Below are 25555 nucleotides of genomic sequence, written 5' to 3' on the forward strand. Positions count from 1 at the left end.
TGTTCAGCCCTTCATTGGCACACCAACGGCCCGATCAGGGGCACGTCCTGTTGTTGCGCATCCATGTCGAAAGCCGCCTGGCAGGTACGCCCGCCCGCCATCGTGACCTGCAAAGTGTTGTGGGCCGCCAGGTTTTCCAGGTAGACCAGCCCCTCCCAGCCCACCACAGCCTGGGTGTTGCTTTGCTCGTGCACCACCAGGCTGCCCAGGGGCAACTCCTGGTGTTGGCTGTCCACCAGGGTCATGCTCGCGGCGATCACCCGACGCAGCGGAAACTCCAGCAGGTAACCGCTGCCCCGGCGCACCGACACCCGCTGCTCCACGTTCGGGCTCTGGATATTCGGCGGCAGGTTGAGCGGGTCAATCTCATATTTTGCGCGGTAGTAGGCGCTGCTCCAGGGCACCAGCAGGTGCCCGTTACGGTCAGTCTGGCCCACCAGCTGGTTTTCGTAGCGCACCGGAATCCCGGCGAAACCCTGGGTACTCACCACCACAAAGGCATCGTTGATGCGGTTGGCGGCGAAGGTATCGCCGCCCATCCACACCAACGAACCGCTGGCATCCGCCCAGCGCGTCTCGGCATCGCTGCTGCCGTAGACACCGGCCTGCAACTGCACCGACTGCAAGCGCCAGGTCAGGTCGGCCTGGCGGTAGGTCGGCCCGTCGCCCTGGGCGTAGCCGAGGTTGTAACCCACTCCGCCTTCGCTGGGCACCGAGCTGCTGTAGTTGATGCGCTGGCGACTGGCGCCGTCCTTGCTGCGCTCGCTGCTCAGGGCCAGGCTGCCATTGAGGTCGAACGGGATCACCAGTTGTGCCTGCACGGCCCAGTTGCTGTCGCCGATCTCGCGGTTGGCCGACAGGTAAAAACTGGTATTGCGCCACAGCGGCTTGCTCCAGCTCAGGTTGAGCAGGCGCGTGCGCGAATCGTCCGCGGCCTGCACGTCGAAATAGCCCACGCCCAGGCTGCCGAAACGCTCCAGATTGAGGCTGAGGGTGACCTGTTCGCTGCGCTTGCTGAGGCTCGCGTAAGGGGTGTCTACGAGGGTCAGGTCAGCATATTCGTCGTGCCGCTCCACGCGCTGGTACGACAGGCTGTAGCGCGAGCTGTTGTACTGATAACCCAGGCTCAGTTGCTGGCCGTTGCGACCGTCGAACTGGCTCTGGCTGAGGGCGGTATTGAGGATGCCGAAGTTGCCCAGGCGCAGGTTGCCGCCCAGGCCGCCGAGGGTCAGGTCACTCGACGCTTCGGCGTGGCTTTCCAGGGTCAGGTTGTCGGAGTAGCCATAGCGAAAGGTGCCACTGACCACACCCGGCCCGTAGGCGAAATCCCGTACCGTGTAATCGCGGCGCAAGGTCCCGGCTGCCACGGAGAAATCCGTCAAGCCCTTTTGCAGCAAGGTACTGGTGACATAGAACGGCACCGTCGTCGACACCTGGCGCCCCAAGGCGTCCGTAGTGACCACCACCGCCTCGCCGGCGCCGTTGATGAAGGGCACGTTGGTGAGGGTGTACGGCCCCGGCTGCAACAATGCGCTCTCGGATTTGTAGCCATTGATAAACAGGTCCACCGACGATGGCACCGCCGCCTCGCCGGCAAACTGCGGCAACGGATACGTCACCAGGTCCGGGCGCACCGCGAAATCCCGCGAGAACTGCACCCCGCCCAGGCGCACCGAACTGCTCCAGGGCAGCGACCCGCTGATCACGTCACCGGCCTCGTAAGTGAGCATCCGCTCGTCATCGGAGAAACGCCATGTCGTGTCATAACGGCGATAACCGTTGTCGAGGGTGCTGTTGCTCACGTTGCCCGACAGGGTCTGGCGGTATTGCCCGGTGTTGGACAAGGTGCCCCACGTGTCGAACAGCCGCACTTCGTTCCAGCCGGCCAAGTAACTGCCACCTTCGTCGGTGTCGTTGAAGTACAGGTCATAGTTGAGCAAGGCACCGAAGCTGCTCATGGCCTGGGTGCGCGGGTAGGTGTTGCGGTTGCCGATGAACTGTTCCCGCAACCAGGACGGCGGCACATCCAGCAACAGGCGCTGGCCGTTGCTGTCGTAGTCGCTGTGCAGGCCGGGCAGTTTGTCCAGGGCGATGCTGCCGGTGGGATCACCGGGCAGTTTCATGCCGACGTCCTGCAACGCGCTGGCGGGCACATACAGCTCGCCCGCCCGTTGATCGACCGCGATGACGCGGCCGGTGTCCATCTGGTTGACCACCAGCTCCAGAAACAACTGTGCATCGGCGACAGCCTCCATACTGCTCGGGGGCGGTGGCAGGTCGCCAGCCATCCCCGGAAGCGCCAGCATCGCGCCCCACAGCCCGCTCACCACTGCCACCGACGGCCACATACAACGAGCCCGACCACGACTCACACATGGCGTTGTGTCCTTCAATGGACATCTCCATCCTGTTGAACCCGGGGTTTACCCCGTCCCGCTGCCTACTCCGTTATCGCGCCGGCGCCAGGGCTTCCAACTGCGCCGCGCCATTGATCCGCACCTGCAACGGCTGGTCGGCCGACACCGCCTCCGGCACCGGCCAGCGCATCGTCGCGCCCGGCAGCACGTAGCCCAGCAAGCCGTCCGCCACCGGTCGTGTCTGACCGCCTTGTTTGAACGACGCGTCGGTGAGCCGCGCATGTACAGCACCCTGGTTGCGCACCTCGATGTAACTGCGCCCGGCCACCGAGACCTTGCGCCAGCTCAGATCCGGTTTGCCGGCGCCCTTCGGATCGCGCTGACGCGTGGCGTCTTCCTTGCTCCACAGCCCCGCGCCGTAGGCAAACAGCGGCACCGAGTAACGCATCTGGAAGCGAATCGCCGCCGCCGTGTTCTTGCCTTCCGGCGGCGTCGGCACCTGCAAGGGCGAAGGGATTTCATCGATGATGATGCGGTAGGCCAACTCCTGCCCGGGTGGTACTTCACGGGTGCGTGTCAGGCGCACCAATTGTTTTTGCCCGGGTTCGATCTTCGCCACCGGCGGGCTGCCGATCACGTCACGCTGGTTCTGGTATTGCTCGTCGAAACCGTTCTGGCTCCAGGCGAATACGCGAATCTGCAAATTGGCCGTCTCGGTGCCACGGTTTTCCAGCCACAACGCACTGGCCTGCTGGTCGGCCTCCAGCACCGGGTCGATCGGCCAGATCAGCACCGAACTGGCCGCCTGCACCGCCGCCACATTGCCCAACGCCCCCGCCAACACAGCAAAACCCGCGGCCCACAGCCGCCGGGAAGGTGAACGCATAAAACCACTCCTCATACCGATAGCCCTACCACGACAATTGCACCTGCAACGTGTCGCTGTATGTCCCCCCAGGCTGATTGCCCGGTAACTGCACCCGCCCGTAAATCGGCAGGCTGATGTTGTTTGCATCGCTGTAGGTCACGTTGACGCTCTGACTGATCCCCAGGCTCTGGCTGAACGCTGCATCCCGAAACAACTGGTACGCCACTCGCGCAGTGCCGGTATTGAGCTGCAAATTGCGCCCGGTGCTGCTGTGCAGGCCGCCGTTGACGCTCATGCTCAGCGTCACCCCCGGCGTGCATTGCAGGGTCACGCCACCGGTCAGGGCGGCGCTCACCGTGCTGGTGGACAGCGCCGAATAACTGCCGTAGGTCAGCGCCCCATAGTTGGAGCCGCCGCCCACCACCAGGCAGCCGGGAGTGACAGTGGCGCTCACCTGAAAGCTCTGGCTGGTCACCGCCGACAACGGCAGTGGCACCGCCAGCCCACACGCCAGCAATGCCCTCACCCACCCAGGCCGGGTCATGACGCTAGAACGTCAGTTCCACGGCCACGGTGTCGGTGTAGGTGCCCGCCGGCAACCCCGCCTTGCCCACCGCACGACCGTAGAGATTCACGGTTTGCGCCACGCCGGTACTGGTGGCGAGGGTGATCACGCCATCGATGGCCAGCAGCGCGGAATGCCCGCTGTCGGTGTAGAAGTCATAGGGCACAAAGTTGCCGAGACCATCGGCCAGCGCCCGAGTACCGCCGGCGGAGGCATTGTCATGGGCGCCGGCACGCACTTTGATGGTGGGCGCAGTGCCCGCCGAGCACAGCACCGACAATGCTCCGCCCGTGCCGGTACCGCCCAGCAACTGGGCATCGGCATTGGTGAACAGGCTGTTGGTGGTACCGAAGTTGAGGCTACCGAAGTTCAACCCGGTGGCCGCGCCGGAACCGTTGACCTGGCAACTGGCGATCAACGTCAGGCTGGAGGTGATCTGGCCGGTCACGGTGGTGGCCGCATTGAGGCTGGAAGCCATTGCCAGGCCCAGCGCACAAACGCCTAATCGCGATACGAGTACATGCATGATATCCATCCTCATGGTTTACCAATCCAGAGTCACCGTCAGGGTGTCTGTGTAGATGCCGGCCGGTAAGGCCCTGGTATTCGCCACCACTGAGCCGAATACCGGAATCGGTATCTGTGTGCCCCGGGTCACGACGAAATTGCGCTGCTGGCCGATGTTGTAGGTGCTGTGCCCCAACGGATCGGCCGAAAGTCGATACGGTATGGTCTGGGTGCCGTTGCTCAGGCGCCGCGTGGTGCCGTCACCGTGGGCACCGCCGTCGATTGTCACGGTAAAACTGCTGACTACCGAAGGGTTGCATGACACCGACAGAGGCGCCTTGTCGCCGTCGGTGACGCCTGCCGCCAGGGTGTTGTTCCAGGTCGGCCCCTGGCTGCCGAAGTCGAGGAGCGCAGTGCCACCTGTAGGGCTCACCGGCGCACTTTCAACGCTGCTGACCTGGCAACTGGCGGTAATCACCAGGCGCGCATGAATCTGTCCGCTGGCGACCGCCGCCCAGGCGTCATCGGCCAGCAGCAACAAGCCGCCGAACGCCACCAGGGCCAGGCTGCGGCTCACCATGTGACCGTGACCTTGAGCAGATCGGTGTAGCGGCCCACGGCGGGAATGTCCTTGAGGGGTTCGATACGCCCGTAAAGCGGCAGGTCGACGGAGCCGGAGTCCGGCACGCGAAAGCCGAACGGCACATCCACCGGCAGCGGGATCAACCGCGCAGCGTCGGCATACAACCGGTAGGGAATGGGTTTGATCGAAGGGCTTGCAGCGCTCAGGTAACGCACTTCGCCGGTGCCGCCATGCAGGCCGCCGTCCACGCGCACCTGGTACGGCGTGTCGGGGTTGCACTCCAGACGCGGCTGGCGCTGGCTGATCAGCGCCGCACTCAAGGGCCCCGCCGGGTCATCCAGACGCGGACCACTGCCAAAGTCGAGGACGCCCAGTTGCTCGATGCCCGCGCTGCGGGTGGTGCCCACCAGCTGGCATCCGCGCTGCACGTCGATGCGCACCTCTACCTGAAGCTGTGCACCATACGACGCGTCGCAGAGCATTGCGCCCATGACTGCCAATACTGCTCGTCCCTTCACTGCCCCACATCCTTATACAGGGGTGACTCCTGCGTATGAGGTTAGTCACTCGGGGCGAAACCGCCAGTCTGGCCGGGATCCAGGCTATCAACGGGGTTATCCATGCCTTTTCGAGATAGCACGTGGGCCCCTTCTCTATTGGTCAAATCGGGGCGAGCGCCCTAAAGTAAGCGACCACCGAAATACAGAGTGACCGCCCTTGGCCGTGCTTTCCCTGATTCGTCGCCTGCTGGCGCGTCCGTCCGAGCGCCACGACGCATCCCTGATCCCGACATTCTTCCGGAACAAAGCCGCGCAACAGGGCTACACCCTCAGCGCCGGCCAGACCGAGGCCATCACGGCCATGGCCCGCGAAACGCAGCACCTGCTTACCGGCCAGCCGACCCGCGGCCTGTACCTGCATGGTCCTGTGGGGCGTGGTAAAAGCTGGTTGCTCGACGGTTTTTTCCAGGCGCTGCCCATCGACCGGAAGCAGCGCGTGCACTTCCACGATTTTTTCGCCCGCCTGCACCGGGGCATGTTCGCCCATCGAACACACCACGACGCCCTGGGCGCGACCCTCGATGAGCTGCTGGAAGGCTGCCAGGTGCTGTGTTTCGACGAGTTCCACGTGCACGACATCGGCGATGCCATGCTCATCACCCGGCTGTTCAAGGCGCTGTTCCAGCGCGGCGTGCTGGTACTGGTGACGTCCAACTACCCGACCGAGGGGCTGCTGCCCAATCCGCTGTACCACCAGCGCTTCAAACCGGTGATCGACCTGATCGCCGCGCGCATGGACGTGCTGGAAGTCAGCTCGCCCCAGGACTTTCGCGGCCTGCCCCAGGCCCACGGCACGCAACGCTTCACCCAAGGCCGCTACATATGGCCGGGCACCGTGGCTCAGCGCGAAGCGCTGAACCTGCCCTCGGTGGATTGCCCTCCCCAGCCATTAACCGTCGGCACCCGGCAACTGGTGTGCCGCTGGCATCGAGAACGCACCCTTGCGTTCACCTTCAACGACCTCTGCGAACAGCTCACCGCCGTGATGGATTACCTGCTGCTGTGTCAGGACTTCGACCATTGGATCATCGATGGCCTGCCACTCCTGGCCGACTGCCCGATCGCCGTGCAACAGCGTTTCATCAACCTGGTGGACGTGCTCTATGACCGCGACAAGCAACTGACGCTGATCGGCGAGCAGCCGCTGGCCGCATCCCTGGCCGGCCAGGCCATTGACCTGGCGCGCACCGCCAGCCGCCTGGGGCAATTGCAACCGGTCGGCGTGCAAGCGCTGACCGACCCGGTATCATAGGCGCCGTTTTCGCCCTCTTGCCGAGTGACCGCGCCGTTCATGAATACCCTCGCTCAACTCAAGGCCGGCCAATTGGCCGGTATCACGCGCCTGGACCTGTCCTGCGGGCTGACCGAATTCCCCCGGGAAATCTTCGAGCTGGCCGACTCCCTGGAAATCCTCAATCTCACGGGCAACGCCCTGAACAGCCTGCCGGATGACCTGCATCGCCTGACCCGCCTGCGGGTGCTGTTCTGCTCGGATAACGCCTTTACCGAACTGCCGGCATGCCTGGGCCAATGCGCGAAACTGAGCATGATCGGCTTCAAGGCCAATCGCATCAGCCGCGTGCCGGCCGCCGCGTTGCCACCGCAACTGCGCTGGCTGATCCTCACTGACAACGCCATCAGCGAGTTGCCCGACGAACTGGGCGCGCGGCCTTTGCTGCAAAAACTGATGCTGGCCGGCAACCAGCTCACGGCGTTGCCGCAAAGCCTGACCCACTGCCACAACCTTGAGTTGATCCGAATCGCCTCCAACCGCTTCACCCGTCTGCCACAGTGGCTGCTCAAGCTGCCCAGCCTGACCTGGCTGGCCTATGCGGGTAACCCGGTGGAAATGGCGGTGGACGTGGCCGGTGATGAAGGTACGCCGAACATTCCCTGGCGTGAGCTGGAACTGGGCGATGTGCTGGGCGAAGGCGCCTCGGGCGTGATCCGCCGAGCGCTGTGGCGGCCTTCGGGGCAATCAGTGGCGGTCAAGCTCTATAAAGGCACCATCACCAGCGACGGCTCGCCCTTGCACGAAATGCAGGCGTGCATCGCCGCCGGTTTGCACCCCAATCTGATCAAAGTGCGAGGTCGGGTCACCGAACACCCGGACGGCCAGGCCGCCCTGGTGATGGACCTGATCGACCCGAGCTACCGCAACCTGGCGGCGCTGCCGAGCCTGGCTTCGTGCACCCGCGATATCTATGCACCGAGCACGCGCTTCAGTCTCGAGGTGGCACTGCACATGGCCCGGGGCATCGCTTCGGTCGCGGCGCATCTGCACCGGCACGGCATTACCCATGGCGACCTCTACGGCCACAATATTCTGTGGAATGAATGGGGCGATTGCCTGCTGGGGGATTTTGGCGCGGCGTCGTTCCATGCCACGGCGGACACGCTGGAAACCAGAGCGTTGCAACGGATTGAAGTGCGCGCGTTCGGGGTCTTGCTCGGGGAACTGCTGGAGCGGATTGAGGATCAGGCGTGTGAGGCGTTGGTCGCGCTGCAAACACGCTGCTGTCAGCCCGATGTGCTGGCGCGTCCAGGGTTCGACGAAATCGAAGCCATCCTGCAAGCCTTGTAGGAGCCGGCTTGCCGGCTCCTGGACTCAGGTGTTGATCAGCCCGCCAGGCCGACGAACATGTCCTGCACGTCGTCGTGGTTGTCCAGGCCTTCCAGGAAGGCTTCAACCTCGGCCATCTGCTCATCGGTCAAACCGCTGACCGGGTTCTTCGGCGTGTAGCCCAGCTTGGCCGACAACACGGTGAAGCCCTGCTCCGGCAGTGCCTTCTGCACGGCATCGAGGTCGGTGGTCTCGGTGATGAACAGGGTGGCGCCCTCTTCTTCGCCTTCCTGGAAATCCTGGGCGCCGGCTTCAATGGCAGCCATTTCCGGGTCGGCGTCCGGGGTGTCCGGCGAGGCTTCGATCAGACCGACGTGGTTGAAGTCCCAGGCCACGGAGCCCGAAGCGCCCAGCTGGCCCTTGCGGAACGCCACGCGGATTTCCGCCACGGTGCGGTTGATGTTGTCGGTCACGCACTCGACAATCAGCGGCACCTGGTGCGGCGCGAAGCCTTCGTAGGTCACGCGGTGATACTGCACGGTCTCACCCAGCAGACCGGCGCCCTTCTTGATGGCACGGTCCAGGGTTTCCTTGGGCATCGAGGCCTTTTTGGCCTGTTCCACCACCAGTCGCAGATGGGCGTTGGTCGCGGTGTCGGCACCGTTGCGGGCGGCGATGGTGATTTCTTTCACCAGCTTGCCGAAGATCTTGCCCTTGGCATTGGCTGCCGCTTCTTTATGTTTGACTTTCCACTGTGCGCCCATGACTCACTCTCTTCATATCCATGGCGCCGAAACGTCTACTGGCCGGCGCTTTGGGGGCAGAGTTTATAGGGCAAAAACCCTTCGTTCCACCAAAAAACCATCTAGGGCGCCCACTCGAAAAACGCCTGGATCAGGCGCAACGCGCGGCGTCGCTCCAGGCAACCGAGCATGTGCCGGTTGACCAGCCCCTCGCCGTGCAGGGGAATTGCCCGCACCCGCGGATCCGGGCTGACCTCCACCGACGACACCACCCCCACGCCCAATTGTGCCGCCACGGCTTCGGTCACCGCTTCGCGACTGTCCAGTTCCAGCAGCACTCTGGGCCGCACCTCGGCGGCCACGCAGGCGTTATCGAAGGTTCGCCGGGTGATGGAGCCGGGCTCGCGCAGCACCATGATTACCTCGTGAAGCTGCGCCAGGCGGATACCTTCCGGTTGTAGTGCCCAGGGGTGGCTGGCCGGTACCAGCGCGCAGATTCGCGACGCGTCCAGGGGTTGCAGGTGCAGGCCGTTGCGCGGCTCCACTTCGGTGAGCACCGCCACATCCGCGTGTTCGGACAGCAGCGCCGCCAGGGTTTCCTGGGCATTGCCCAGGCGCAGGTTGACGGTGATGCCCGGGTAACGCGCCCGCAGGTTGGCGATCATCGGCATGACCAGGTGCGGACCGTCCGCAGCCACTTCCAGACGTCCCTTGAGCAACTGGCGATTGGCCTCCAGCAAAGTCTGGGCCTCATCCACCAGGCCGAAGATCGAACGGGTGATTGCCGCCAGGCGCACGCCTTCCTCGGTCAATTCCACGCGCCGTGCGGTGCGCCGCAGCAGGGGGATCTGGTAGTGCTCCTCCAGCGCTTTGATATGCCCGGTCACCGCCGGCTGGCTGATAAACAGCCGCGCCGCCGCACGGGTAAAACTGCCCTCGCGGGCTACGGCATCGAATGCACGCAGTTGAAACAGGTTCATAGCTATCGGCCTCACTGATAGCTCGCATAACAACAAACAATTTGATTGATGGCAAGCCAGACCGCAACGTAGGCACCGTCCCTCAACCGCTGCCCCGCGAGGATTCAAGATGACCACCGCTGCGCCCATTTTGCTCACCCCCGGCCCGCTGACCACCTCTGCGCGCACCCGCCAGGCGATGATGGACGACTGGGGCTCCTGGGATGAGCGCTTCAACCAGCTGACCGCCAGCGTGTGCGAGCAATTGCTGGCGATCATCCATGGCGCCGACACCCACCATTGCGTACCGCTGCAAGGCAGCGGCACCTTTGCGGTCGAAGCCGCCATTGGCACCCTGGTGCCGCGTGATGGCAAGGTACTGGTGCTGATCAACGGTGCCTACGGCAAGCGCCTGGCGAAGATCTGCGAAGTGCTGGGCCGCGCCTTCAGCACTTTCGAAACCGCCGAAGACCAACCCACTACCGCCGTCGACGTCGACCGCCTGCTGCACGCCGACCCCACGCTCACCCATGTCGCATTGATTCACTGCGAAACCAGCACCGGCATCCTCAACCCGCTGGCGGAGATCGCCCAGGTGGTGAAACGCCACGGCAAGCGCCTGATCGTCGACGCCATGAGTTCCTTCGGCGCCTTGCCCATCGATGCCCGCGCAGTGCCGTTCGACGCACTGATCGCCGCCTCGGGCAAATGCCTGGAAGGCGTGCCGGGCATGGGTTTCGTCTTCACCGAAAAACAGGCCCTGGCTGCCGCGCAAGGCAACTGCCACTCCCTGGCGATGGACCTGTTCGACCAGCACGACTATATGGCCAGGACCGGTCAGTGGCGCTTCACCCCGCCGACCCATGTGGTCGCAGCCCTGCATGAAGCCCTGCTGCAATACGCCGAAGAAGGGGGCCTGGCTGCGCGCCATCAGCGCTATACGCGCAATTGCCAGGCGCTGCTGGACGGCATGGCCGAGGTGGGCCTGCGCAGCTTCCTGCCGGCAGCGATACAGGCGCCGATCATCGCTACCTTCCACGCGCCCCGGGACCCGCGCTATCACTTCAAGGACTTTTACGAACGGGTCAAGACCCAGGGTTTCATCTTGTACCCGGGCAAATTGACCCAGGTCGAGACTTTCCGCGTGGGCTGCATCGGCCATGTCGACACCCCGCAAATGCACGCCGCCGTTGCAGCCATCGCCCAGGCGTTGCACGCCATGGGCATCCCTCTTTCTTCGTTTGGATCGCAACCATGAACTACCAGAACCCCAACACCCTCCAGGCCGTGATCCTCGACTGGGCCGGTACCGTGGTCGATTTCGGCTCCTTCGCACCTACGCAGATATTTGTCGAAGCCTTCGCCGAGTTCGACGTGCAGGTATCCATCGATGAAGCCCGTGGGCCGATGGGCATGGGCAAGTGGGACCATATCCGCACCCTGTGCAACGAACCCCAGGTCGCCGAGCGCTACCGCAAGGTGTTTGGCCGCACGCCGACGGATGACGACGTGACGGCCATCTACCAGCGTTTCATGCCGTTGCAGATCGAGAAGATCGCCGAACACTCGGCACTCATTCCCGGTGCCCTCGACACCCTGGCGCGGCTGCGCCTGCAGGGCCTGCGCATCGGCTCCTGCTCCGGCTACCCCAAGCAGGTGATGGACAAGGTGGTCGAGCTGGCGGCCACCAATGGCTACATCGCCGATCATGTGGTGGCCACCGACGAGGTGCCCAACGGTCGCCCCTGGCCGGCCCAGGCCCTGGCCAACGTGATCGCCCTCGGCATCGATGACGTGGCGGCGTGCGTGAAAGTCGACGATACCGTCCCCGGCATCCTCGAAGGCCGTCGCGCCGGAATGTGGACCGTGGCCCTGACTTGCTCGGGCAACGCACTGGGCCTGACCTACAAGCAATTCCGGGCTCTGGACGCCGCGACCCTGGCCAGCGAACGCCAGCGCATCGAGGCGCTGTTCGCCGGGTCGCGCCCCCACTACCTGATCGACACCATCAATGAGCTGCCGGCAGTCATCACCGACATCAACGCCCGCCTGGCCCGAGGGGAAATGCCGCAGAGCCATTGAGCCGGGTCAAAACATCCGCACTCCTGCCGGGCAAAGCGTGCAAAACCGGCATACAGTTAAAGGACTCCGTCGTCAGAACGGAGGCTTGCCCTGATGAGTGAGGACACCCGCAATGCCGTGGAAAAACTCCGATACGCGCTACAGCACCATGTCGATCGCGCTGCACTGGTTGATGGTGGTGCTGCTGGCGGTGGTCTACGCCTGCATCGAATTACGCGGCCAGTTTCCCAAGGGCAGCGGCGGACGAACCCTGATCGTCGAGATGCACTTCATGTTCGGCCTCACCGTGTTCGTACTGGTATGGCTGCGCCTGTTCGCCCGCAGCCTGGGTGTAGCGCCGAAGATCCTGCCGGCGCCACCTGCCTGGCAGAACCTGCTCGCGACCTTGATGCATTTCGCGCTGTACGCCTTGATGATCGGCATGCCGATTGCCGGTTGGCTGATCGTCAGCGCCGAGGGCCATTCGGTGATGTTCTATGGCATGGAGTTGCCGCCGTTGATTGGCGAAAACAAGGCACTGGCCAAGGAGATCGAAGGTTGGCACGTGCTGTTCGGCAAGGTCGGTTACTGGCTGATCGGGCTGCATGCCCTGGCGGGAATCTTTCATCATTACGTACTGCGCGATAACACGGCCTTGAGAATGATGCCAGGCGGGCTGGCTCGCGAAGGCGGCGCAACACCCACCAAGACAGCTGACTGATAGACCGGATTCGCGAACGTTGATTGTTCCCACAGGGGATCTGCGCTAGCCCCTAAAGCCCCGGTTGCCCTGAAGGCCGCCGGTGTGGACGAAGATCAGCCGCGTGCCGGGCCGAAAGCGACCGGCATCAATCTGTTGCTTGAGCGCCAGCAAGGCCTTGCCGGTATACAGCGGTTCCAGCGGCAGACCGCAGGCCTGTTGTGTGGCGTCGATGAAATCCAGCAGCAACGGGTCGTTTTTGGCAAAGCCACCTCGGCTGGCGTCGAGCAGTTCATAGCCACCCTGCACAATAGCGTCGACGTTTTGCGCCACACCGTGGTCATCCGGCACAGCCATGGCGCCGTACACCGGATGCGCGCCCGCCTCCGCCAGCGCCAGGCCCGCCACGGTGGTGCCGGTGCCTGCCGCCAGCCACCAGGCGTCGTAATCGGCCCAGCCCAACCGGTGCAACTGCGCACGCACCTGCTCGACCAACACCGCGCAACCCAGCGCCCCTTCGACGCCGCCACCGCCTTCGGGCACGGGATGAAAATCCGGATACTGCGCACGCCAGGGCGTCCAGAAACCCGGCTCATGCCGCGCACGATAACCGCCATAACCCAGCCAATGCAGGTGCATGCCGAAGGCCTCAAGGTCGAGGACAGTGGGCGTGTTCTGCGCATGGCCGCGCAGCAGGCCGACGGTGGGGAAACCAAAACGCTTGCCGGCGGCCGCCAACGCATGCAGGTGATTGGAATAGGCGCCGCCCAGGCTGATGATGCCCCGCGCGCCTTGCGCCCGGGCCAGGTGCCCGCTGAGCTTGAACCATTTGTTGCCGCTGATCAGCGGGTCGATGCGGTCCAGGCGCAACACGGCCAACTCGACACCCTTGAGCCAATCCAGGCGCAAGGGTTCAAGGGGAGCATGGGGAAGCCAATCGAAGGGGCCCATCGGCAGGGTCTACAAGAAAAACGGGGCGGTAGTCTAACACCGCCCCGCCTGGGGCCTTACAACTCGGCGGCGAGGCGCGAGCCCTGGTTGATCGCACGCTTGGCATCCAGCTCGGCAGCCACATCGGCACCGCCGATCAGGTGCACATTCTGGCCGGCGGCGAGCAGACCGTCCTGCAACTCGCGCAGCGGATCCTGGCCGGCGCAGATGACGATGTTGTCCACCGCCAACACCTGCGGTTCACCGTCCGCGCCGATGCGGATGTGCAAGCCTTCATCGTCGACCTTCAGGTACTCGACGCTGCTGAGCATCTGCACCCGCTTGTTCTTCAAGCCGGTGCGGTGGATCCAGCCGGTGGTCTTGCCCAGGCCGTCGCCCACTTTGGAGGTCTTGCGCTGCAACAGGAACACTTCACGCGCAGGCGCATGGGGCTCGGCCTTGACGCCAGCCACACCACCACGGGCCTGCAGGTGGGTGTCGATGCCCCATTCTTTCCAGAACGCCTCACGGTCCAGGCTGGTGGACACGCCCTGGTGCACGAGGAATTCCGAGACGTCGAAACCGATACCACCGGCGCCGATCACCGCCACGCGCTTGCCCACCGGTTTGCGCTCCAGCAGCACATCCAGATAGTTCAGCACCTTGGCGTTGTCGATCCCCGGGATCGCCGGGGTACGCGGCGCGATGCCGGTGGCCAGGATGATTTCATCGAAACCGCCGGCTTTCAGTTGCTCGACATCGGCACGGGTGTTGAGGCACACCTCCACATGGGTGGTCTGCAACTTGCGCTTGAAGTAGCGCAGGGTTTCGAAAAACTCTTCCTTGCCCGGCACGCGCTTGGCGATATTGAACTGGCCGCCAATCTCGCTGGCCGAATCGAACAGCGTCACCTGATGACCGCGTTCGGCGGCAACCGTCGCCGCGGCCAGGCCCGCAGGCCCCGCACCGACCACGGCGATCTTCTTGATCTGCTTGACCGGCAGGTAGTTGAGTTCGGTCTCGTGGCATGCCCGCGGGTTGACCAGGCAGGTGGTCAGCTTGCCGCCGAAGATGTGGTCCAGGCAGGCCTGGTTGCAACCGATACAGGTGTTGATTTCATCGGCACGCCCGGCGGCGGCCTTGTTCACGAAATCCGGGTCGGCGAGGAAGGGTCGCGCCATGGAGACCATGTCCGCATCGCCTTCGGCCAGAATCTGCTCGGCGACTTCCGGGGTATTGATACGGTTGGTGGTGATCAGAGGGATCTGCACTGCACCGCGCAATTTGGCGGTGACTTTGCTGAACGCGCCGCGCGGCACTTTGGTGGCGATGGTCGGGATCCGCGCTTCGTGCCAGCCGATACCGGTGTTGATGAGGGTCGCGCCGGCGCCTTCGATGGCCTTGGCCAACTGCACGATTTCTTCCCAGGTGCTGCCGCCCTCCACCAGGTCGAGCATCGAAAGGCGAAAGATGATGATGAAATTCGGGCCTACGGCTTCACGCACCCGACGCACGATTTCGACGGCCAGGCGCATGCGGTTCTCATAGCTGCCGCCCCAACGGTCGGTGCGATGGTTGGTCTGGGCGGCGAGGAATTGGTTAATGAAGTAGCCTTCCGAGCCCATGATTTCCACGCCGTCGTACTCGGCGACCTGGGCCAGCAGCGAGCAGGTGACGAAATCCTGAATCTGCTTCTCGATCCCCTCTTCGTCCAGCTCCCTGGGTTTGAACGGGTTGATCGGTGCCTGGATCGCACTCGGCGCCACTTGCTTGGGGCTGTAGGCATAACGGCCAGTGTGCAGGATCTGCATGCAGATCTTGCCGCCCGCCTCGTGCACGGCCCGGGTGACGATCTTGTGTTTCTGTGCTTCTTCGTCAGTGGTCAGCTTGCTCGAACCGGCATGCACGCAGCCTTCCTCGTTCGGACCAATGCCGCCGGTGACCATCAGGCCCACACCGCCACGGGCACGCTCGGCAAAGTACGCGGCCATGCGCTCGAAACCGCCGGGTTTCTCTTCAAGGCCCGTGTGCATCGAGCCCATCAGGGTGCGGTTGCGCAAGGTGGTGAAACCCAGGTCCAACGGGGCCAGCAGGTGCGGGTAGGCAGCAGCGGTCATGGTACAGCTCCACAACGGATCATCACGGGACGTGGCACGCTCTGACGGCATGCCATCGGTTTATGTCCCACAGACTAAAAGGCAGCGGATGTCGGCTCAATGACCGAAACTGACAAGTTATTGATCCAAATGCACAGCACCCCTTGGCAAGCCGTTCCCTGGGCCCTACCCTAGTCGGCGAACCCTGCACACGGTCCGTTGTCTGTTGCCCCATGCGTAAACTTCTAGCGTTCTCCGTCACCCTGGCTCTGGTTGCCGCCATCGCCGCGTATCTGGTCTGGACTCAGGAGCGCCCCGTGGCGCATTACCTGTCGGACCTGCGCATCACGCTGGCCGTGAATGAAGGCTTGCCTGCCGACCGTGGCAATTTGCTGGGCATTCAGCCGGAACTGTTTCCAGCCGACTACCAGAGTCTGGAACGCCTGCACCTGAAGCTCGCGGCCTACCTGCAAAAAGCCCGGGACCAGGGGCTGATCAACGAAAAGACCATTGTGGTGCTGCCCGAGCACATCGGCACCTGGCTGATGCTCGGCGGCGAAAAGAACGAGCTGTACCAGGCCACTCGCCTCAAGGATGCAATGAACTGGCTGTCGGCGAGCAACCCCTGGCCGTTCCTGCGCGCCTGGTTCAGCGCCACCGGTGACAACCGCACCGACGATGCGTACCTGCGCATGAAGGCGCCGGCCATGGCGCGCGACTATCAGCAATTGTTCGGCGGGCTTGCCAAGGAATTTGGCGTCACCCTGGTCGCCGGCTCCATCGCGCTGCCCAACCCGAGCGTGAGCCAGGGTCAGCTGCGTATCGGCCACGGTGCCTTGTATAACGCCAGCCTGGTGTTCGACGCGCACGGCATGCCCGTGGGCCAACCCCAGCGTCAGTTGTACCCGATCTACGACGAACGCGGTTTTATCGAGCCGGGCGACGAGCACACCGTCAGCGTGGTCGATACCCCGGCCGGGCGCCTGGGCATCCTCATCGGCAGCGACAGCTGGTACCCGGACAATTACCGCAAACTCAACGAACAGGGCGCGCAGTTGATCGCAGTGCCGGCGTTCGTCACCGGGCGCGACACCTGGGAGCGCCCTTGGCGTGGCTTCAAGAGCGTGTCCACCCCGCCGGAAATCAGCCTCAAGCCTGAAGAGCTCAGCGAGGGCGATGCCTGGCACCGCCTCACCCTGATCAGCCAGCCACCCATCAGCCAGGCGACGGCGGGCATGAGCGTGTTTCTGCGAGGACAATTCTGGGACTTGGGCACCGCCGGGCGCAGCTTTCTCAGCGGCAACGGGCAGGTCACCGCCGACGGCGACGCCCGTGGTGCGCGTCTGCTGAATATCTGGCTGTGACGCCATGAAGCCGGTGCGCCTGGGAGATCTGTCGGTGGGCTTCGTACAAGCCCTGGCCGACGCGATCCACAGTCATGGCCTGGACCCGCAACCGCTACTGCTGCAATACGGCCTCGACCCGGCGCGTCTGGCAGAGGCCGGCGCCCGCTTGTCCATTCCGCGCTACATGCGCCTGGGCCATGCCGCCATCCAACTCACCGGCGACCCGGGCCTGGGGCTGCGCATGGGCCAGCTCAGCCGCCTGAGCCAGGCGGGTCTGGCCGGGGTCACTGCCGCCCAAGCCCCCAACGTGCGCGAAGCCGCACGCGCACTGACGCGCTTCGAAGCGCTCTACGGCTCCAACTATCGCGGGCAGTCGAGCTTCCAGGAGGATGCCACAGGCGCGTGGCTGCGCTTTTACTCCATCAGCCCCTACAACGCCTACAACCGCTTTGTGGTGGACTCGATCCTCGCCGGCTGGCTGCATCAACTCTCAAGCCTGGCGCAGCAGCCGGTGTACGCCCAACGTATCGACATCGAATTCGAGGCTCCGGAATACAGTGCGCAGTACACGGCACTGGGCGACAGCCCGATTCACTTTGGCGCCGAGGCCAACCAACTGCGCCTGAACCAGCACACACTGGCAATGCGCAACCCACAACATTGCCCCAGCACTTGGCACTGGTTGCTGCAATTGTGTGAAAGGGAATTGGAACAGCTGACTCGCACCCGCAGCCTGCGCGAGCGCATTACCCGCTTGCTCGGGCCGATGCTCAATGGCGGCCGGGAACCCGACCTGGAGGAAGTGGCGGCACGCTTGAAGCTGCCAACCTGGACATTGCGCCGCAAACTGGCCGAAGAAGGCACTCAGTTTCGCGCGATTTTGAACGATACCCGCCGTGACCTGGCCATGACCTACATTCGCGATACGGAACTGGCGTTCGGCGAGATCGCCTACTTGCTCGGTTTTGCTTCAGCCCAGGCGTTTCAACGGGCGTTCAGGCGATGGAACAACCAGACCCCAGGGGAATTTCGCCGCAGTCAGCGGCATTCCGCCTGAAGCCGGTCTTACAACTCGGTGGCGTCGTCAGCGGGTTCCAGGGGATCCGATTCAAACGCGTGAAACTCCAGCAGCTCTTCTTGGTAATCGTCCATGGCGGACTCCTTTTCGGATTGAAAGCAGGTGCAGGTCAACTGACCTGCAAACCCAGCCTAAAGTGCCGTGATGACGAAAAAATGTCTACGTCATGACGTTCCTGCACTTCAAGAATAAACGTAGCAGCGTCGTGCTGATTTAGCTGCCGGGTTTATCACTGCATTTTCCGAATGGGGTGCTGTTACTGCGCCGGTGTCGGCAGTGGCGGAATCGCTTCGGTCGGCGCCGGCAGGTCCGGATTGGTCGGTGCCGGGGCTACTGGTGCGGGTTCTGCCTGCGGAGCTATCGGTGCGGCCTCCGGCGGCGGCGCTACCGGCTCCGAAGCCGCCGGTTCTGCCTTGGGCGCTTCGACCTTTTCGGCAGCCGGTGCAGCCTTCGGTTCCGGCATCCCCAGATCAGCCTTGGGTTTCTCGGGAATGTGCTCGGCCTTCTTCACTTCCTGCGGCAGGAATACGTCCACCAGCGCAAAGTAACGTTCGTAGAACTTCGGCGCGGTCACGGTCTCGCTGGCCACCTTCACCATCGAGTCGTCAGTGGAGCCGATCGGCATCGACACCGAGCCCAGCACACCCACGCCGAGGCTGGCGGAGTTGTTGACCTTCTTCAGCGCATAGCGGTCCTGCAAGGCATTGGCAAACATGGTCGAGTGGTTGGTACCGGAACCATCGTCCGCGCACACCACGTTGAAGCTGATCTGCAAGTGCGTCTCGCCGGACTGCTGGAAACTCTTGTTACCCACCACCAGCTTCGGATCGCTGCTGGTAATGATGTAGCCCTGGCTCAGCAGTGCACGGCGGGCCGATTCGCAAGCGGCCACATCACTGACCGGGTAATCACGGGAAAACGTACCGGAGTCGTCGAAATTCTCATGCTCATAAATAGCGGTCTTGGGTGACGAGCAGCCCGCGGCGCCCGCCAGCACCAGCGCCAACCCGAGGCTGCGCAAGTGAATTGATGTCGACATTGAAAATCCTGAGGAAAACGGTCCGGGCGGTATTGTGCAACAGAACGAGGGCCGGGCGCGCGCATTCCTGTCGGTAAAACGTCACAAGCTTGCACGATGCAGCACAAAAACGTCAGGCAAAAAAAAGCCCCCGCACCTATCAAGGCCGGGGGCTTTTGTTCAAGGCAACATCAGAACTTCTTGATGTCGGCCTTGGTTTCCAGCTGCTTGCGATACGCCGCGAAGTCCTGCTGGCCAACACGGGAAGCGAGGAATCGGCGGTATTGCGCCTTCTCTTCGTCCGATGGGGCGGCGGCTTCATTGACGCCGTTCAAGCGCAGGATCACCAGGCTACCGTCAGCGAAGGTCACGGTGGTGAAGGTCGGCTTGTCCTTGGCCGCAGGCTTGGGCATGCGGAACAGCGCTTGCAGCACCGCAGGATCGACGGTTTCCTGGTTGCGGGTCGCCGCCTCAGTGACCTTCCAGGTCTGACCATCGACTGGCTGGTTCAACGGCGTCTTGCCATCACGCAGGCTGGCGATCAGCTCGTCAGCGTGGGTCTTGGCGGCCGCAGTGGCGCGCTCCTTGGCCATCTGCGTGCGAATGGCAGCAGCGACGCTTTCCAGCGGCAGCTGTGCAGGCTTCAGGTGCTCTTTGGCACGCAGCACGATGATGGTTTCCGGGTCCAATTCAATGGCGGAGCTGTTGGCACCTTCGTCCAGGACTTCCGGGCTGAAAGCGGCAGTGACCACGGCACGGTTGGCCGCAACGCCCTCCCCCCCTTCACGGCCGAACGGCGCAGAGGTGTGCACGGTCAGCTTGAGGTCGGACGCTGGCTGAGCCAGATCGGAGGCTTCGAACGCCGCATCTTCCAATTGCTTGGTCGCTTCGACATAACGCTGCTCGACCTGCTGGGTTTTCAGCTCGCGGGTCAGCTTGTCTTTCAGGCTGGCGAACGATGGCACTTGCGGTGCTTCAACCCCCAACAGCTTGATCAAATGCCAGCCGAAAGCGCTGCGCACCGGCGCCGAAACCTGATCCTTGTTCAACGCGTACAGGGCGGTTTCGAAGTCCGGGTCGTAAACACCCGGGCCAGCAAAACCGAGGTCGCCGCCATTGTTGGCCGAACCCGGGTCTTGGGAGAACTCTTTGGCCAGGGCCTCGAATTTCTCACCCTTGGCCAGGCGCGCCTGGATCTCTTCGATCTTGGCCTTGGCCTGGGCGTCAGTGACCTTGTCGTTGACTTCGATCAGGATATGCGCGGCACGACGCTGTTCTGCAAGGTTGGCGGTTTCTTTCTGATAAGCAGCCTGCAGTTCGTCGTCTTTCACGTTGACCTGGTCGAAGAAGGACGACTTCTTCAATTCCAGATAGTCGATGACCACCTGATCCGGGGTCATGAATTCTTTGGCGTGCTGGTCGTAGTAAGCCTTGACCTCATCGTCGGTGAGCTTCACCGCCGCAGGGTTGGCCTTGATGTTGACGGTGGCGAAATCACGGGTCTGTTTTTCCAGACGGGCAAATGCCAGCACTTCGGCATCGGTCACGAAACCACTGCCGGCGATGCCTGCGCGCACTTGGCCGATAAGCATTTCCTGGGTCAGCATCTGACGGAACTGCATACGGCTGTAGCCCAGTTGACGGATCACCTGGTCAAAGCGCTCGGCGCTGAATTTACCGTCCACCTGGAATTCCGGAGTCTGCAGGATCACCTGGTCCAGCGCTGCTTCAGAGAAGCCGAACTTGGAGTCGGTGGCACCTTGCAGCAACAGCTTGCGGTCGATCAGGCCCTTGAGGGCAGCGTCGCGCAATAGCTTTTCGTCCAGCAGGGAGGCGTCGAAATCCTTGCCCAGCTGTTGCATCAGCTGGCGGCGTTGCATGTCGACGGCCTGGCTCAATTCGGTCTGGGTGATTTCCTCACCGTTGACCTTGGCCACGTCCTGCTTGTTGTTGGTCGAGGCCTGGAAAATGGCCTCGATACCGGTGAACGCCATCAATGCGACGATGATCCCGATAATGGTCTTGGCAATCCAGCCTTGTGAATTGTCCCTGATATTCTGCAGCATGCGTCCCCCAGAAACGGTTGAACTTCAAGAATTAGGCAACCGTGGAGCGTGGGTAGAGTCCGGATAGAAGAAAGGCGCATCCGAGGATGCGCCTTCTCGTAACTGGCGGAGCGGACGGGGGTTTGAACCCACACCCCCGGCGTGGCGACCCGATGGATACGTGGGTCAGCTGCCGCTCCGCTGCCAGGCCAGACCTGCGTCCGACCCGGGTAGGCAAAGGCTAGATCGAAGCTTAGTTAACAGCTTCTTTCAGGGCTTTACCGGCTTTGAAACCTGGTTTCTTGGCAGCAGCGATTTTCAGGGCTGCGCCAGTCTGTGGGTTGCGGCCAGTACGAGCTGGGCGGTCAGTCACAGAGAAAGTACCGAAGCCAACCAGTACTACGGAGTCGCCGGCCTTCAGAGCGCCAGTGACGGATTCGATTACTGCGTCCAGCGCACGGCCAGCAGCAGCTTTCGGGATATCAGCGGATGCGGCGATAGCATCAATCAGTTCCGACTTGTTCACTCTAAGTCCCCTTATATATCTATTGAGTATGATTCTAAGTTTTTTGGTGAAAGCAAAAACCAGTGCTGAATGGCCTACAGACACTTAAGAGCCGCTTTATAACAAGGGCTCTAAAAAGCTGTCAAGGAAGCCCCCAGGCTTAATCGCATTAATGCGTGCTAATTCTTTCCTTGGAGTCAGACTCGCGTTTTTCATCCTTGGCAACTATCTCCGGAGCCACATCCGGCAAGGGCTCCGGCGCGTATTGCAGCGCAATTTGCAGGACCTCGTCAATCCATTTAACCGGTTTAATCTGAAGATCCTGCTTGATATTGTCAGGAATTTCCTTCAAGTCGCGAACATTCTCTTCAGGAATGATCACCGTCTTGATTCCACCCCGATGAGCTGCCAGCAATTTCTCTTTCAAGCCACCGATAGCCAATACCTGACCACGCAGGGTAATTTCACCGGTCATGGCCACATCGGCGCGCACAGGAATGCCAGTCAATGCCGACACCAGGGCCGTGCACATGCCTACGCCCGCGCTGGGGCCATCCTTCGGGGTCGCCCCTTCCGGCATGTGGATGTGCGTGTCGCGCTTCTCGTGGAAGTCCAGGGGAATGCCCAGGCTCTTCGCACGGCTGCGCACCACGGTCTGTGCGGCGGTGATGGATTCGACCATCACATCCCCCAGGGAGCCGGTCTTGATCAGTTGCCCTTTGCCAGGGATCACGGCAGCCTCGATGGTCAGCAATTCGCCGCCCACTTGGGTCCACGCCAAACCGGTCACCTGACCGACCTGATCCTGCTGCTCAGCCAGGCCATAACGGAATTTACGCACGCCCAGGAAGTGCTCCAGGGAGTCGGCAGTGACCTTCACCGAGAAGCGTTTTTCCAGCGCATGTTCCTTGACCGCCTTGCGGCAGATCTTTGCAATCTGGCGCTCCAGGCCTCGTACACCGGCCTCGCGGGTGTAGTAACGGATGATGTCGCGGATCGCCTCGACCTCGAATTCGATCTCGCCCTTTTTCAGGCCATTGGCCGAAATCTGCTTGGGCGCGAGGTATTTGACGGCAATGTTGATCTTCTCGTCTTCGGTGTAACCCGGCAGACGAATCACCTCCATCCGGTCCAGCAATGCTGGCGGAATGTTCATGGAGTTGGAGGTGCACAGGAACATTACGTCGGACAGGTCGTAGTCGACTTCCAGGTAATGGTCGTTGAAATTGTGGTTCTGTTCGGGGTCGAGCACTTCCAGCAAAGCCGACGCCGGATCGCCACGCATGTCACTGCCCATCTTGTCGATTTCATCAAGCAGGAACAGCGGGTTGCGCACGCCGACCTTTGTCATCTTTTGAATCAATCTTCCAGGCATCGAACCGATATAAGTACGGCGATGACCACGGATTTCAGCCTCGTCACGTACGCCACCGAGGGCCATGCGCACGAACTTGCGGTTGGTGGCATTGGCGATGGACTCGGCCAGGGACGTTTTACCGACGCCCGGAGGACCGACCAGGCACAACACCGGACCGCGAATTTTCTTCACACGCTTTTGCACGGCGAGGTATTCAAGGATGCGCTCCTTCACCTCCTCCAGGCCGTAGTGGTCGGCATCCAGAATGTCTTCGGCGCGGGACAGGTCCAGACGAACCTTGGTCTGGGCCTTCCACGGCACCTGCACCAGCCAGTCGATGTAGGAACGCACCACGGTGGCTTCAGCCGACATCGGCGACATCTGCTTGAGCTTGTTCAGCTCTGCGGTGGCTTTGGTCAGGGCATCTGTCGGCAGGCCAGCAGCATCGATGCGCTTTTTCAGCTCCTCGATTTCGTTGTGGCCTTCTTCGCTGTCGCCGAGTTCTTTCTGAATGGCCTTCATCTGCTCATTCAAATAGTACTCGCGTTGACTGCGCTCCATTTGTTTCTTCACACGACCACGAATGCGCTTCTCGACCTGCAACAGGTCGATTTCGGCATCCAGCAATGCCAGCACATGCTCAACACGGGCCGACAGATCGATGATTTCAAGGATGTCTTGCTTCTGCTCGATTTTCAGCGCCATGTGCGCGGCCATGGTATCCACCAGGCGGCTGGGCTCATCGATACTGTTGAGGGAAGACAGGACTTCAGCCGGGACTTTCTTGCCCAACTGCACATACTGCTCGAACTGCGAGAGCAGGCTGCGTACGAACACTTCGGACTCACGTTCAGGGGCTTCGACTTCGTCGATCAGCGCCACTTCGGCACGCAGGTGGCCATCCACCTCCATGAAACGCTCGACCGCACCGCGCTGCTCGCCTTCCACCAGCACCTTGACGGTGCCATCGGGCAGCTTGAGCAATTGCAGAACAGTCGCAACGGTACCGACACGATACAGGGCATCTTCACCCGGGTCGTCATCAGCAGGATTTCTCTGGGCCAACAGCAGGATCTGCTTGTCGCCCGTCATCGCGGCCTCGAGGGCTTCGATAGACTTCTCGCGCCCCACGAACAGCGGGATAACCATGTGCGGATAGACGACGACATCACGCAACGGCAGGAGAGGCAATTCGATGGTGGTCTTCATGATTTCGCCTCTATGACAGTTGAAAAGTAAGCATGAAACCAAGATGGGGGCTGCATGCAAAAAAAACAAGCTTATTGCCAGCAGTTAAACGCATGAAACTTCCTACAGCAAAAATCCCCACAAAAACAAAGGGGCCCGTAAAGGCCCCTTGTTTGCAACGTAACGGCACAACGCTTACGCGTCGGGTGCCGCCTTGGCAGTCGGCTCACTGTTTTCGTAAATGAACAGTGGCTTGGACTTGCCTTCGATCACGCTTTCGTCGATGACCACCTTACTCACATCGGTCTGCGACGGGATTTCGTACATGGTATCGAGCAGGACGCCTTCGAGGATCGAACGCAGGCCCCGTGCACCGGTCTTGCGCTCCAGCGCACGCTTGGCAACCGCCTTGAGAGCGTCGGTACGGAACTCGAGGTCCACACCTTCCATCTCGAAGAGCTTGCCGTATTGCTTGGTCAGCGCGTTCTTCGGCTCGGTCAGGATCTGAATCAGCGCCGCCTCGTCCAACTCGTCCAGGGTGGCCAGCACCGGCAGACGACCGACGAATTCAGGGATCAGGCCGAACTTGACCAGATCGTCAGGCTCGACTTCACGCAGGGACTCGCCCACCTTCTTGCCTTCTTCCTTGCTGCGCACTTCTGCACTGAAGCCAATGCCGCCACGGGTGGAACGGTTTTGAATGACCTTTTCCAGACCGGAGAATGCACCACCGCAGATGAACAGGATGTTGCGCGTATCAACCTGAAGGAATTCCTGCTGCGGGTGCTTGCGGCCGCCCTGTGGCGGTACGGAAGCAACCGTGCCTTCGATCAGTTTCAACAAGGCCTGCTGCACGCCTTCACCGGAAACGTCCCGGGTGATCGACGGGTTGTCGGACTTGCGCGAGATCTTGTCGATTTCATCGATGTAGACAATACCCATCTGGGCCTTCTCTACGTCGTAATCGCATTTCTGCAGCAATTTCTGAATGATGTTCTCGACATCTTCACCTACGTAACCCGCCTCGGTGAGGGTGGTGGCGTCGGCGATGGTGAACGGAACATTCAGCAGGCGAGCGAGGGTTTCCGCAAGCAGGGTCTTACCCGAGCCTGTAGGACCGATCAGCAAGATGTTGCTCTTGCCGAGCTCTACTTCCTCACCTTTCTTGTCACGCTGGTTCAAACGCTTGTAGTGGTTATATACCGCTACCGCCAGAACCTTCTTTGCACGCTCTTGACCAATCACATACTGATCAAGGATGCCGCTGATTTCTTTAGGCGAAGGCAATTTATGCGCGCTGCTCTCGGCCTGGGCTTCCTGCACCTCCTCACGGATGATGTCATTGCACAGGTCGACGCACTCGTCGCAGATAAAGACCGAGGGGCCGGCAATCAATTTGCGTACTTCATGCTGGCTTTTGCCACAGAAGGAGCAATAGAGCAGCTTGCCGTTGTCCTCGCCGTTGCGGGTGTCAGTCATTCGTTCGATCCAAATCCGATAGGCTTGCAACACAAGATGAAGGCTTA

Annotated in this window: 22 protein-coding genes; 7 read left to right on the plus strand and 15 right to left on the minus strand. The window is 62.0% G+C overall.

Annotated elements, in window-relative coordinates; translation table 11 throughout:
- Window positions 1-11: 11 nt before the first annotated feature.
- The 6 genes from ACW9IB_RS09930 to ACW9IB_RS09955 form a co-directional block, all read right to left on the minus strand.
- Complete coding sequence (locus ACW9IB_RS09930; RefSeq protein ID WP_457413445.1) at window positions 12-2348, minus strand: fimbria/pilus outer membrane usher protein; 2337 nt, start codon at window positions 2346-2348, stop codon at window positions 12-14.
- 100 nt (window positions 2349-2448) lie between these two features.
- Entirely contained in the window at window positions 2449-3243 is a 795-nt protein-coding gene (locus tag ACW9IB_RS09935) for a fimbrial biogenesis chaperone (protein WP_457366953.1), read from the minus strand.
- A gap of 25 nt (window positions 3244-3268) precedes the next feature.
- On the minus strand, window positions 3269-3769 hold the full coding sequence (locus tag ACW9IB_RS09940) for a Csu type fimbrial protein (RefSeq protein ID WP_457366954.1): 501 nt from the start codon (window positions 3767-3769) through the stop codon (window positions 3269-3271).
- Window positions 3770-3773: 4 nt separating this feature from the next.
- Window positions 3774-4316 carry a Csu type fimbrial protein gene (locus ACW9IB_RS09945; RefSeq protein WP_457366955.1) on the minus strand — a complete coding sequence of 181 codons (543 nt, stop codon included), beginning with the start codon at window positions 4314-4316 and terminating at the stop codon, window positions 3774-3776.
- An 18-nt stretch (window positions 4317-4334) separates the two neighbouring features.
- A complete protein-coding gene (locus ACW9IB_RS09950) occupies window positions 4335-4877 on the minus strand; it encodes a Csu type fimbrial protein (RefSeq protein ID WP_457413446.1) in 543 nt (180 codons plus the stop codon).
- The gene (locus ACW9IB_RS09955; RefSeq protein WP_457413498.1) at window positions 4871-5371 is read right to left on the minus strand and encodes a Csu type fimbrial protein; all 501 of its coding nucleotides are present in this window, start codon (window positions 5369-5371) and stop codon (window positions 4871-4873) included. Before ACW9IB_RS09955 ends, ACW9IB_RS09950 begins: the two co-directional genes overlap by 7 nt.
- A 226-nt stretch (window positions 5372-5597) precedes the next feature.
- On the opposite strand from ACW9IB_RS09955, the gene zapE reads away from it, so the two are divergent.
- Both zapE and ACW9IB_RS09965 read left to right on the plus strand, forming a co-directional pair.
- Window positions 5598-6692, plus strand: a complete 1095-nt coding sequence (gene zapE, locus ACW9IB_RS09960) for a cell division protein ZapE (RefSeq protein WP_457413447.1) — start codon at window positions 5598-5600, stop codon at window positions 6690-6692.
- A gap of 39 nt (window positions 6693-6731) precedes the next feature.
- On the plus strand, window positions 6732-8024 hold the full coding sequence (locus ACW9IB_RS09965) for a protein kinase (RefSeq protein WP_457413449.1): 1293 nt from the start codon (window positions 6732-6734) through the stop codon (window positions 8022-8024).
- Window positions 8025-8059: 35 nt separating this feature from the next.
- Here ACW9IB_RS09965 and ACW9IB_RS09970 read toward each other — a convergent pair whose 3' ends face one another.
- Together ACW9IB_RS09970 and ACW9IB_RS09975 are read right to left on the minus strand one after the other, a co-directional pair.
- Window positions 8060-8767, minus strand: a complete 708-nt coding sequence (locus ACW9IB_RS09970; RefSeq protein WP_457366959.1) for a YebC/PmpR family DNA-binding transcriptional regulator — start codon at window positions 8765-8767, stop codon at window positions 8060-8062.
- A gap of 101 nt (window positions 8768-8868) precedes the next feature.
- Window positions 8869-9726, minus strand: a complete 858-nt coding sequence (locus tag ACW9IB_RS09975; protein WP_457366960.1) for a LysR substrate-binding domain-containing protein — start codon at window positions 9724-9726, stop codon at window positions 8869-8871.
- A gap of 109 nt (window positions 9727-9835) precedes the next feature.
- Here ACW9IB_RS09975 and ACW9IB_RS09980 point away from each other — a divergent pair, with 109 nt between their 5' ends.
- The 3 genes from ACW9IB_RS09980 to ACW9IB_RS09990 all read left to right on the plus strand — a co-directional run bounded on the left by ACW9IB_RS09980 (window position 9836) and on the right by ACW9IB_RS09990 (window position 12487).
- Complete coding sequence (locus ACW9IB_RS09980) at window positions 9836-10963, plus strand: 2-aminoethylphosphonate--pyruvate transaminase (protein ID WP_457413450.1); 1128 nt, start codon at window positions 9836-9838, stop codon at window positions 10961-10963.
- On the plus strand, window positions 10960-11787 hold the full coding sequence (gene phnX / locus ACW9IB_RS09985) for a phosphonoacetaldehyde hydrolase (protein ID WP_457413452.1): 828 nt from the start codon (window positions 10960-10962) through the stop codon (window positions 11785-11787). Before ACW9IB_RS09980 ends, phnX begins: the two co-directional genes overlap by 4 nt.
- A gap of 112 nt (window positions 11788-11899) precedes the next feature.
- Window positions 11900-12487, plus strand: a complete 588-nt coding sequence (locus ACW9IB_RS09990; RefSeq protein ID WP_457413454.1) for a cytochrome b — start codon at window positions 11900-11902, stop codon at window positions 12485-12487.
- A 45-nt stretch (window positions 12488-12532) separates the two neighbouring features.
- Here the strand turns inward: ACW9IB_RS09990 and ACW9IB_RS09995 are convergent, their stop codons facing one another.
- Both ACW9IB_RS09995 and ACW9IB_RS10000 read right to left on the minus strand, forming a co-directional pair.
- A complete protein-coding gene (locus ACW9IB_RS09995) occupies window positions 12533-13417 on the minus strand; it encodes a 1-aminocyclopropane-1-carboxylate deaminase/D-cysteine desulfhydrase (RefSeq protein WP_457413456.1) in 885 nt (294 codons plus the stop codon).
- A gap of 56 nt (window positions 13418-13473) precedes the next feature.
- The gene (locus ACW9IB_RS10000) at window positions 13474-15513 is read right to left on the minus strand and encodes an oxidoreductase (RefSeq protein ID WP_457413457.1); all 2040 of its coding nucleotides are present in this window, start codon (window positions 15511-15513) and stop codon (window positions 13474-13476) included.
- 212 nt (window positions 15514-15725) lie between these two features.
- On the opposite strand from ACW9IB_RS10000, the gene ACW9IB_RS10005 reads away from it, so the two are divergent.
- A complete protein-coding gene (locus ACW9IB_RS10005; RefSeq protein ID WP_457366966.1) occupies window positions 15726-16856 on the plus strand; it encodes a carbon-nitrogen hydrolase family protein in 1131 nt (376 codons plus the stop codon).
- Window positions 16857-16860: 4 nt separating this feature from the next.
- Window positions 16861-17895 (plus strand): AraC family transcriptional regulator, encoded by a 1035-nt coding sequence (locus ACW9IB_RS10010; RefSeq protein ID WP_457413459.1) that lies wholly within the window; start codon window positions 16861-16863, stop codon window positions 17893-17895.
- A gap of 277 nt (window positions 17896-18172) precedes the next feature.
- Here the strand turns inward: ACW9IB_RS10010 and ACW9IB_RS10015 are convergent, their stop codons facing one another.
- The 5 genes from ACW9IB_RS10015 to clpX form a co-directional block, all read right to left on the minus strand.
- Entirely contained in the window at window positions 18173-18955 is a 783-nt protein-coding gene (locus ACW9IB_RS10015; RefSeq protein WP_457366968.1) for a DUF2242 domain-containing protein, read from the minus strand.
- A gap of 170 nt (window positions 18956-19125) precedes the next feature.
- A complete protein-coding gene (locus tag ACW9IB_RS10020; RefSeq protein ID WP_457413461.1) occupies window positions 19126-21000 on the minus strand; it encodes a SurA N-terminal domain-containing protein in 1875 nt (624 codons plus the stop codon).
- Window positions 21001-21232: 232 nt separating this feature from the next.
- A complete protein-coding gene (locus ACW9IB_RS10025; protein ID WP_105695716.1) occupies window positions 21233-21505 on the minus strand; it encodes an HU family DNA-binding protein in 273 nt (90 codons plus the stop codon).
- Between the two features lie 148 nt (window positions 21506-21653).
- Complete coding sequence (gene lon, locus ACW9IB_RS10030; protein ID WP_457413462.1) at window positions 21654-24050, minus strand: endopeptidase La; 2397 nt, start codon at window positions 24048-24050, stop codon at window positions 21654-21656.
- A 174-nt stretch (window positions 24051-24224) separates the two neighbouring features.
- Entirely contained in the window at window positions 24225-25508 is a 1284-nt protein-coding gene (clpX, locus tag ACW9IB_RS10035) for an ATP-dependent Clp protease ATP-binding subunit ClpX (protein ID WP_457366971.1), read from the minus strand.
- Between the last annotated feature and the right edge of the window lie 47 nt (window positions 25509-25555).

It is taken from the genome of Pseudomonas sp. SDO524_S393, assembly GCF_054071875.1.

What these genes read in the sequence shown, in the direction of transcription:
- ACW9IB_RS09930 (WP_457413445.1), bottom strand. Translation starts at nt 2,348, where the DNA reads ATGTGGCCGTCGGTGGCAGTGGTGAGCGGGCTGTGGGGCGCGATGCTG.
- ACW9IB_RS09935 (WP_457366953.1), bottom strand. Translation starts at nt 3,243, where the DNA reads ATGCGTTCACCTTCCCGGCGGCTGTGGGCCGCGGGTTTTGCTGTGTTG.
- ACW9IB_RS09940 (WP_457366954.1), bottom strand. Translation starts at nt 3,769, where the DNA reads ATGACCCGGCCTGGGTGGGTGAGGGCATTGCTGGCGTGTGGGCTGGCG.
- ACW9IB_RS09945 (WP_457366955.1), bottom strand. Translation starts at nt 4,316, where the DNA reads ATGCATGTACTCGTATCGCGATTAGGCGTTTGTGCGCTGGGCCTGGCA.
- ACW9IB_RS09950 (WP_457413446.1), bottom strand. Translation starts at nt 4,877, where the DNA reads ATGGTGAGCCGCAGCCTGGCCCTGGTGGCGTTCGGCGGCTTGTTGCTG.
- ACW9IB_RS09955 (WP_457413498.1), bottom strand. Translation starts at nt 5,371, where the DNA reads ATGGGCGCAATGCTCTGCGACGCGTCGTATGGTGCACAGCTTCAGGTA.
- ACW9IB_RS09965 (WP_457413449.1), top strand. Translation starts at nt 6,732, where the DNA reads ATGAATACCCTCGCTCAACTCAAGGCCGGCCAATTGGCCGGTATCACG.
- ACW9IB_RS09970 (WP_457366959.1), bottom strand. Translation starts at nt 8,767, where the DNA reads ATGGGCGCACAGTGGAAAGTCAAACATAAAGAAGCGGCAGCCAATGCC.
- ACW9IB_RS09975 (WP_457366960.1), bottom strand. Translation starts at nt 9,726, where the DNA reads ATGAACCTGTTTCAACTGCGTGCATTCGATGCCGTAGCCCGCGAGGGC.
- ACW9IB_RS09980 (WP_457413450.1), top strand. Translation starts at nt 9,836, where the DNA reads ATGACCACCGCTGCGCCCATTTTGCTCACCCCCGGCCCGCTGACCACC.
- phnX (WP_457413452.1), top strand. Translation starts at nt 10,960, where the DNA reads ATGAACTACCAGAACCCCAACACCCTCCAGGCCGTGATCCTCGACTGG.
- ACW9IB_RS09990 (WP_457413454.1), top strand. Translation starts at nt 11,900, where the DNA reads ATGCCGTGGAAAAACTCCGATACGCGCTACAGCACCATGTCGATCGCG.
- ACW9IB_RS09995 (WP_457413456.1), bottom strand. Translation starts at nt 13,417, where the DNA reads ATGGGCCCCTTCGATTGGCTTCCCCATGCTCCCCTTGAACCCTTGCGC.
- ACW9IB_RS10000 (WP_457413457.1), bottom strand. Translation starts at nt 15,513, where the DNA reads ATGACCGCTGCTGCCTACCCGCACCTGCTGGCCCCGTTGGACCTGGGT.
- ACW9IB_RS10005 (WP_457366966.1), top strand. Translation starts at nt 15,726, where the DNA reads ATGCGTAAACTTCTAGCGTTCTCCGTCACCCTGGCTCTGGTTGCCGCC.
- ACW9IB_RS10010 (WP_457413459.1), top strand. Translation starts at nt 16,861, where the DNA reads ATGAAGCCGGTGCGCCTGGGAGATCTGTCGGTGGGCTTCGTACAAGCC.
- ACW9IB_RS10015 (WP_457366968.1), bottom strand. Translation starts at nt 18,955, where the DNA reads ATGTCGACATCAATTCACTTGCGCAGCCTCGGGTTGGCGCTGGTGCTG.
- ACW9IB_RS10020 (WP_457413461.1), bottom strand. Translation starts at nt 21,000, where the DNA reads ATGCTGCAGAATATCAGGGACAATTCACAAGGCTGGATTGCCAAGACC.
- lon (WP_457413462.1), bottom strand. Translation starts at nt 24,050, where the DNA reads ATGAAGACCACCATCGAATTGCCTCTCCTGCCGTTGCGTGATGTCGTC.
- clpX (WP_457366971.1), bottom strand. Translation starts at nt 25,508, where the DNA reads ATGACTGACACCCGCAACGGCGAGGACAACGGCAAGCTGCTCTATTGC.